Annotated in this window: 6 protein-coding genes; 5 read left to right on the top strand and 1 reads right to left on the bottom strand. The window is 71.6% G+C overall.

Annotated features, from left to right (window positions below; translation table 11 throughout):
- Positions 1–1,221 (bottom strand): D-alanyl-D-alanine carboxypeptidase (locus GX015_RS03795; protein WP_291342909.1); only part of this gene is annotated, 1,221 nt, incomplete at its 3' end.
- A 103-nt stretch (positions 1,222–1,324) separates the two neighbouring features.
- Here GX015_RS03795 and GX015_RS03790 point away from each other — a divergent pair.
- The 5 genes from GX015_RS03790 to GX015_RS03770 form a co-directional block, all read left to right on the top strand.
- Positions 1,325–1,798, top strand: a complete 474-nt coding sequence (locus GX015_RS03790; RefSeq protein ID WP_291342907.1) for an inorganic diphosphatase — start codon at positions 1,325–1,327, stop codon at positions 1,796–1,798.
- Positions 1,799–2,061: 263 nt separating this feature from the next.
- Positions 2,062–2,532 (top strand): carboxymuconolactone decarboxylase family protein, encoded by a 471-nt coding sequence (locus tag GX015_RS03785; RefSeq protein ID WP_291342905.1) that lies wholly within the window; start codon positions 2,062–2,064, stop codon positions 2,530–2,532.
- Positions 2,533–2,565: 33 nt separating this feature from the next.
- On the top strand, positions 2,566–2,859 hold the full coding sequence (locus tag GX015_RS03780) for a rhodanese-like domain-containing protein (protein ID WP_046650557.1): 294 nt from the start codon (positions 2,566–2,568) through the stop codon (positions 2,857–2,859).
- Between the two features lie 120 nt (positions 2,860–2,979).
- Positions 2,980–3,606: a MarR family winged helix-turn-helix transcriptional regulator gene (locus GX015_RS03775; RefSeq protein WP_291342902.1), complete on the top strand. Its 627-nt coding sequence runs from the start codon at positions 2,980–2,982 to the stop codon at positions 3,604–3,606.
- Positions 3,607–3,641: 35 nt separating this feature from the next.
- Positions 3,642–6,219: amino acid adenylation domain-containing protein (locus tag GX015_RS03770; protein WP_366926226.1), on the top strand; the 2,578-nt coding region annotated here is incomplete at its 3' end.

Raw genomic sequence — 6,219 nt, 5'->3', positions numbered from 1 at the left:
GGCCAGGTCGCGGCCGTCGCCGTCGGCGTCGTCGATCTCGCCGGCGCCGGCTCCGTCCGAACCGGCCCCCTGCCCGGCGGCGGCGAGCAGCACCCGGTCGAGCTGTGCCGGGGTGACGCGGTTGTCCGCGCTGAGGCCGCTGGAGTCGGCGAGGTTCGCCGCGGACGGGCCCGAGGTCTCCAGCCCCAGCCCGTGTTCCGCGAGCGTGTCCGCCACCGCCTTGGCGGCGCCGGCGAAGTCGGGCGTCAATCCCCGGTCGATGGCGACCTCGCGGGCCAGCGACTCTGCGAGGACGTTGTCCGACTGCGTCATCATCTGGCGCACCCGCTCCGCCAGCGGGGCAGACTCCGCGGACGCCAGCTCCTCGGGCTCCGCGCCGCCGCCGAACTTCTGGGCCGCCGACGCCTCCGGCGCCAGGACCTCCACCTTCGCGCCGCCGAGCGCCGCCGCCAACGCCTCGCCCGCGCCCGCGGCGGGGTCCGGGGTGCGGCGCGCGTCCTCGCGATCGAGGGCGAGCCGTGCGCCGTCGACCATGACCGGCTCCACGGGCGCGATGTAGCCGACCTGGATGCCTTCGCGGTCCCACGTGGAATGGAACGTGTCGCGGAACAGCGAACGATCCACGTACACCGGCCCCGGCACGGCGTCCCCCTCGGCGACGCCCAGCGTGGACCGGACGTCCTCGGCGATGTCCGCGATCGACGCCGATCCCGGGTAGAAGCCCCCTCCATCGCGGCTCAGCGTCGGATCGCCCCCGCCGACCAGCACCATCCCCTCCTGGCCGGGGTACCGCACCACACGGGTGACCACGGTCTTGTCGTGGTCCAGCTGCAGCAGCGCCGCCGCCGCGGTCAAGATCTTCAGCGACGACGCCGGCCGCGTCGGCTCCCCCGAGCCCTGCTCCCACAACACCGCGCCCGACGCCGCCGACGACACGACCGCCGTCAGCTCCCCCAGCGCCGGATCCTTCGCGGCACCGTCCATCACCGCGGCGACCTGCGCCTTCAACTCGGACTCATCGGCGGACGGTGCGGCCGACGGGCCGTCGTCAAGCCCCTGCACCGACCCAGCCGGCCGCAACGGGGACTGCACCCCCGGCACCTGCGGCGCATCGGCCACCGTCACCCGATTCGCGTTCGCCGCCAGGCCCGCCACCACGATCACGCACACGACGACGGCGAACGCGGCGACGGACAACATCCACCCGACGGTGCGGCTCACGGGGCTCCTCCCAAGTGACGGGCAACGGCAACGACTAAGATGGAACCACTGTAGGCGCCCCCTCCGGCGCACCGCACGACACCACACCAGAGGAGCAATCCACATGACCATCGAGGTCACCATCGAGATCCCGAAGGGCCAGCGCAACAAGTACGAGGTCGACCACGAGACCGGCAAGGTCTACCTCGACCGCTACCTGTTCACCCCGATGTCCTACCCGGCCGACTACGGCTACATCGAGGACACCCTCGGCGAGGACGGCGACCCGCTGGACGCCCTGGTCGTGCTGCCGGAGCCGGTGTTCCCGGGTGTGATCGTGAAGGCCCGCCCGGTCGGCGTGTTCAAGATGACCGACGAGGCCGGCGGCGACGACAAGCTGCTCTGCGTCCTCGACGACCCCCGTTTCGAGGACTTCCAGGACGTCGGCGACATCTCCCAGTTCACCCTGGACGAGATCGAGCACTTCTTCGTGCACTACAAGGACCTCGAGCCCGGCAAGGAGGTCAAGGGGTCCGGTTGGGGCAACAAGGAGGAGGCCGAGCGCATCCTCCAGGAGGCCATCGACCGCCACAAGTAGGCGCCGGCGGTGGCAGCGGCCCTGAATCGGCTGCCCGCCTCCCACTGCTTTTCGACGACCCGCCGCATGCCCCGCGCGTGCGGCGGGTTTTCGCGTTTCCGCGACGGGGGCACCCGCGGTGAAATCCGAAACCCCTCCGGAATAATGCCCCCAGGGGTATGGTTCAAGCAGATGATGGCGCCGGCCACGAGCGATAATCGAGACCGGCACGCCACCGAAATCCCGACCCTGAACACCCCGGCACCACCCCGAAAGGACCCGCGATGAGCGACAACACCATGGACCGACTCCCCCTCGGCGACGTTTTCAAGGAGGCCTGGAAGGCGCAGGCCGCCCAGACCCAGGCGATCTGGAAGAAGGCCGAGGAACTCGGCGTCGGCCGCGACCTCATCGAACTGGTCTACGTTCGCGCGTCGCAGATCAACGGCTGCGCGTTCTGCCTGGACGTCCACGTCCGCGAAGGCCTGAAGGCGGGCCTGACCACGCTGAAGCTGTCCGTCACCCCGGCGTGGCGCGAGGCCGGCGCGGTGTACGACGACGTCGAGCGCGCCGCGCTGACCATCGCCGAGACCGCCACCGACCCGGTCGCCGCGCACGAGAACACCGCCGAGTACGACGCCGCCCGCGAGGTCCTCGGCGACGACAAGACCGCGCTGCTGGCGTGGGCCGCGATCTGCATCAACGGCTGGAACCGCATGCACGCGCTGAGCCACACCCCGGTCGAGGGCGTGTAGTCCCGCCCGCGCCCTTTCCCTACAATCGTCGCCATGGAATTCATCCCGGTTAGCGAAGTTCCCGACGACGCGCAGATCATCGACGTCCGCTCGAAGATGGAGTGGGACGAGGGCCATCCCGTGGGCGCGGTGCACATCCCCATGGAGGAGATCCCCTCCCGCTACGGCGAGTTCGATTTCGATCGCGACATCTACCTGATGTGCAAGTCCGGCGGCCGCTCGGCGCAGGTGTGCCAGTGGCTGGAGATGAACGGCATCGACGCCATCAACATCTCCGGCGGCATGATCGACTGGGAGCACAACGGGCGCCCCATCGAAAAGGGCTGACGCACCCGCCCGCACCTGCTGCTTTACGACGGGCCGTCGTCAAGCAATCGCCCCCGCCGAAACATTCGGTGGGGGCATCCCCATTATTGGCGTAAATCCGGTCGTGCCTATGATGGGTGCATGCCAACGAAAAAGGACACCGGGGATCGCCGCCCGGCCCCGACCATGCCCGAGGCGGTGACGTCGACTGCGGCGTGGGCGATCCAGCGCCTGGATGCGCGGCTCAGGGACGCGATCGAGGGCGTTCTCGCCGAGCACGCCGCCGACGTCGCCCTGACCGTGCGCGGCTACTGGCTGCTGGAGGCCATCGGCGCGGAGCCCGCCCATTCGCAGCGCGAATTGTGCGATCTGCTGGGCATCGACCGGTCCGACATGGTGCGGCTCGTCGACGTCCTGGAGGAGGCCGGCCTGGTCGAGCGCGTGCGCGACACCTCGGACCGCCGCCGACAGCTGATCGGACCCACGACCGCGGGCGCGGGCCTGCGCGAGTCGATCCGCGAGGGCATCGCGGAGGCCGAGGCCCGCGTCTTCGCCGAGACGCCGTCTCCCCTGCGCGATGCGGTCGCCGCGGCGCTGGACGCGGAACCGGCCACCGAGCCCGAGCCCTACGCCGAGCCCGAACCGACGCCGAGCGAAAACCGCGCAGGTGACGGACAATCCGGGGACGACTCCGGCGGGCGCGACACCGCCCCGAAGAAGCCGAAGAAGAAGCGCAAGAACAAGAAGAAGGGCGGCAAGCGGCAGTGACCGACTTGACTCACCCGGCCGATCCGGCCGACCCGATCCAGGTCCGGGCGCAGTACCTGCGCGGCGACCTGGCCGCCCCGGAGCGCACGCTCATCGACGTCCTGCGGGCCACGGCGGCCGAGCACCCCGAAGCGGCGGCGCTCGACGACGGCGACGTGGTGATGACGTACTCCGACCTCCTCGCGGAGATCGACGAGACCGCGGCGTGGCTGGGCTCGAACGGCATCGGCGCGGGCGACCGCGTGGGCGTGCGCATGCCCTCGGGCAACCGCGAGCTCTACGTGGCCATCCTGTCGATCCTCGCGGCCGGCGCGGCCTACGTGCCGGTCGACGCCGACGACCCCGACGAACGCGCCGAGATGGTCTTCGGCGAGGCCGGGATCGCGGGCTGGTTCGGGGCCGACGGCCTGCACCTCACGCCCGGGCACGTCGCGAAGGAGCCGGCCCGCGAGCCGACGCCCGACGACGACGCGTGGATCATCTTCACGTCCGGATCGACGGGCAAGCCGAAGGGCGTGGCGGTCACCCACCGCAGCGCCGCGGCCTTCGTCGACGCCGAGTCCCGCCTGTTCCTGGCCGACCACCCCGACGGTCCGCTCGGCCCCGAGGACCGCGTGCTGGCCGGCCTGTCCGTCGCCTTCGACGCCTCCTGCGAGGAAATGTGGATCGCGTGGGCGCACGGCTCCTGCCTGGTGCCGGCGCCGCGGTCGCTGGTGCGCTCGGGCATGGACCTGGGACCGTGGCTGATCTCGCGGTCGATCACGGCGGTGTCCACCGTGCCGACGTTGGCCGGATTGTGGCCCGCCGAGGCGCTGGATTCGGTGCGCCTGCTCATCGTCGGCGGCGAGGCCTGCCCGGCGGAACTGGTCGAGCGCCTGTCCACCCCGGAACGCGAGGTGTGGAACACCTACGGCCCCACCGAGGCGACCGTCGTCGCCTGCGCCGCCGAGCTGAAGCCGGGCGAGCCGGTGACCATCGGCGTCTCCCTCGACGGCTGGGATTTGGTCGTCGTGGACAAGGACGAAAAGCCCGTGGGCGTCGGCGAGGTCGGCGAGCTGGTCATCGGCGGCGTCGGCCTGGCCCGCTACCTGGATCCGGAAAAGGACGCCGAGAAGTACGCGCCCATGCCCACCATCGGCTGGGACCGCGCCTACCGCACCGGCGACCACGTGCGCCTGGAACCGGAGGGCCTGCACTTCGTGGGCCGCGTCGACGATCAGGTGAAGATCGGCGGCCGCCGCATCGAGCTCGGCGAGGTCGAGGCTCACTTGGCCGCGCTGCCGGGCGTCACCCAGGCCAGCGTCCAGGTGCGCCAGGCCGGAGGCCAGGACATCCTGGTCGGTTACGTCGGCGCGGGCGGCGACGCCGCCAACGTCGACGCCGATGCCGCGATGGAGCGGCTGCGCGCGGAGATGCCCGCCGCGATGGTCCCGCGCCTGCACGTCATGGACGAGCTGCCGGTGCGTACCTCCGGCAAGGTCGACAAGGCCGGGCTGCCCTGGCCGCTGCCGATCGACGCCGGCGCCGCCGACGATTCCGCCCTCGAGGGCCTGTCCCCCATCGAGGCCTGGTTGTCCGGCATTTGGGCGGAGGTCCTCGCCGTGCCCGCCCCGGGTGCGGCCGCCGATTTCTTCGCCCTGGGCGGCACGTCGCTGGCCGCGGCCACGGTCGTCGCGCGCATGCGCGAGCGCGCCCCGCACGTCGCGGTCCGCGATCTCTACGACCATCCGCGCCTGGGCAGGCTCGCCGAGGAACTGGAGTCGCGCGGTCTGACGCTTGACGACGCCTCCGAGGATGAGGCCACCGCGAAGAAGAACAGGCGCGTCGTCAAGCCGGTCCCGCGCTCGACCCGCCACGCGCAGTCTCTTGCCATGGTGCCGCTGCAGACGATCCGGGCGGCGAAGTGGATGACGTGGCTGGCGGTGCTCAATGCCATCGCCCATGGCCTGGGTTCGCCGTTCGCGCTGCCCGTGCCGTGGTGGCTGGCGGTGGTGCTGGCGCTGCTGTTCATCACGCCGCTGGGCACGCTGCCGCTGACGGCGCTGGCCACGCGCATGCTGATGCGCGGCGTCACGCCCGGCGATCACCCGCGCGGCGGCCGCGTCCACATGAAGCTGTGGGCCGCCGAACGCTTGGCCGACGCCTCCGGCGCGCGCGGCGTCGGCGGTGCGCCGTGGATGCTGTGGTTCGCCCGCGCGATGGGCGCGAAGGTGGGCAAGGGCGTGTCCCTGCACACGTTGCCGCCGGTCACTGGGTTCGTGGAGCTCGGCGACTACTGCTCCGTCGAACCGGAGACCGACATTTCCGGCTACTGGGTCGACGGCGACGTGGTGCACGTCGGGTCGATCACCATCGGCTCCGAGGCCCGCATCGGCGCGCGCTGCACGCTGATGCCCGGCACCGTCGTCGGCGACGGCGCCCACGTCGAGGCCGGTTCGTGCGTCACCGGAGTGAAGAAGGTCAAGGCCGGCGCCCGCTGGTCGGGCTCACCCGCCCGGAAGGTCGGCCGCCCGAAGCGCCGCTTCCCGGTCGAGGCCCCGCCGCGCCGCCCGTACTGGCTGCCGGTCTACGGCGTCTCGGCGCTGATCCTGGCCCTGGTGCCGGTGGCGGCGC

The sequence above is a fragment of the Corynebacterium sp. genome (assembly GCF_012837295.1).
In the GTDB taxonomy this organism is placed as follows: Bacteria; Actinomycetota; Actinomycetes; order Mycobacteriales; family Mycobacteriaceae; genus Corynebacterium.
The sequence above is the reverse complement of the archived record's forward strand: the minus strand, read 5'-3'. Positions and strand labels throughout refer to the sequence as shown.

Excerpts from the sequence above, each read along its gene's own strand:
- GX015_RS03785 (WP_291342905.1), top strand. The coding sequence starts at position 2,062 with ATGAGCGACAACACCATGGACCGACTCCCCCTCGGCGACGTTTTCAAG.
- GX015_RS03780 (WP_046650557.1), top strand. The coding sequence starts at position 2,566 with ATGGAATTCATCCCGGTTAGCGAAGTTCCCGACGACGCGCAGATCATC.
- GX015_RS03790 (WP_291342907.1), top strand. The coding sequence starts at position 1,325 with ATGACCATCGAGGTCACCATCGAGATCCCGAAGGGCCAGCGCAACAAG.
- GX015_RS03775 (WP_291342902.1), top strand. The coding sequence starts at position 2,980 with ATGCCAACGAAAAAGGACACCGGGGATCGCCGCCCGGCCCCGACCATG.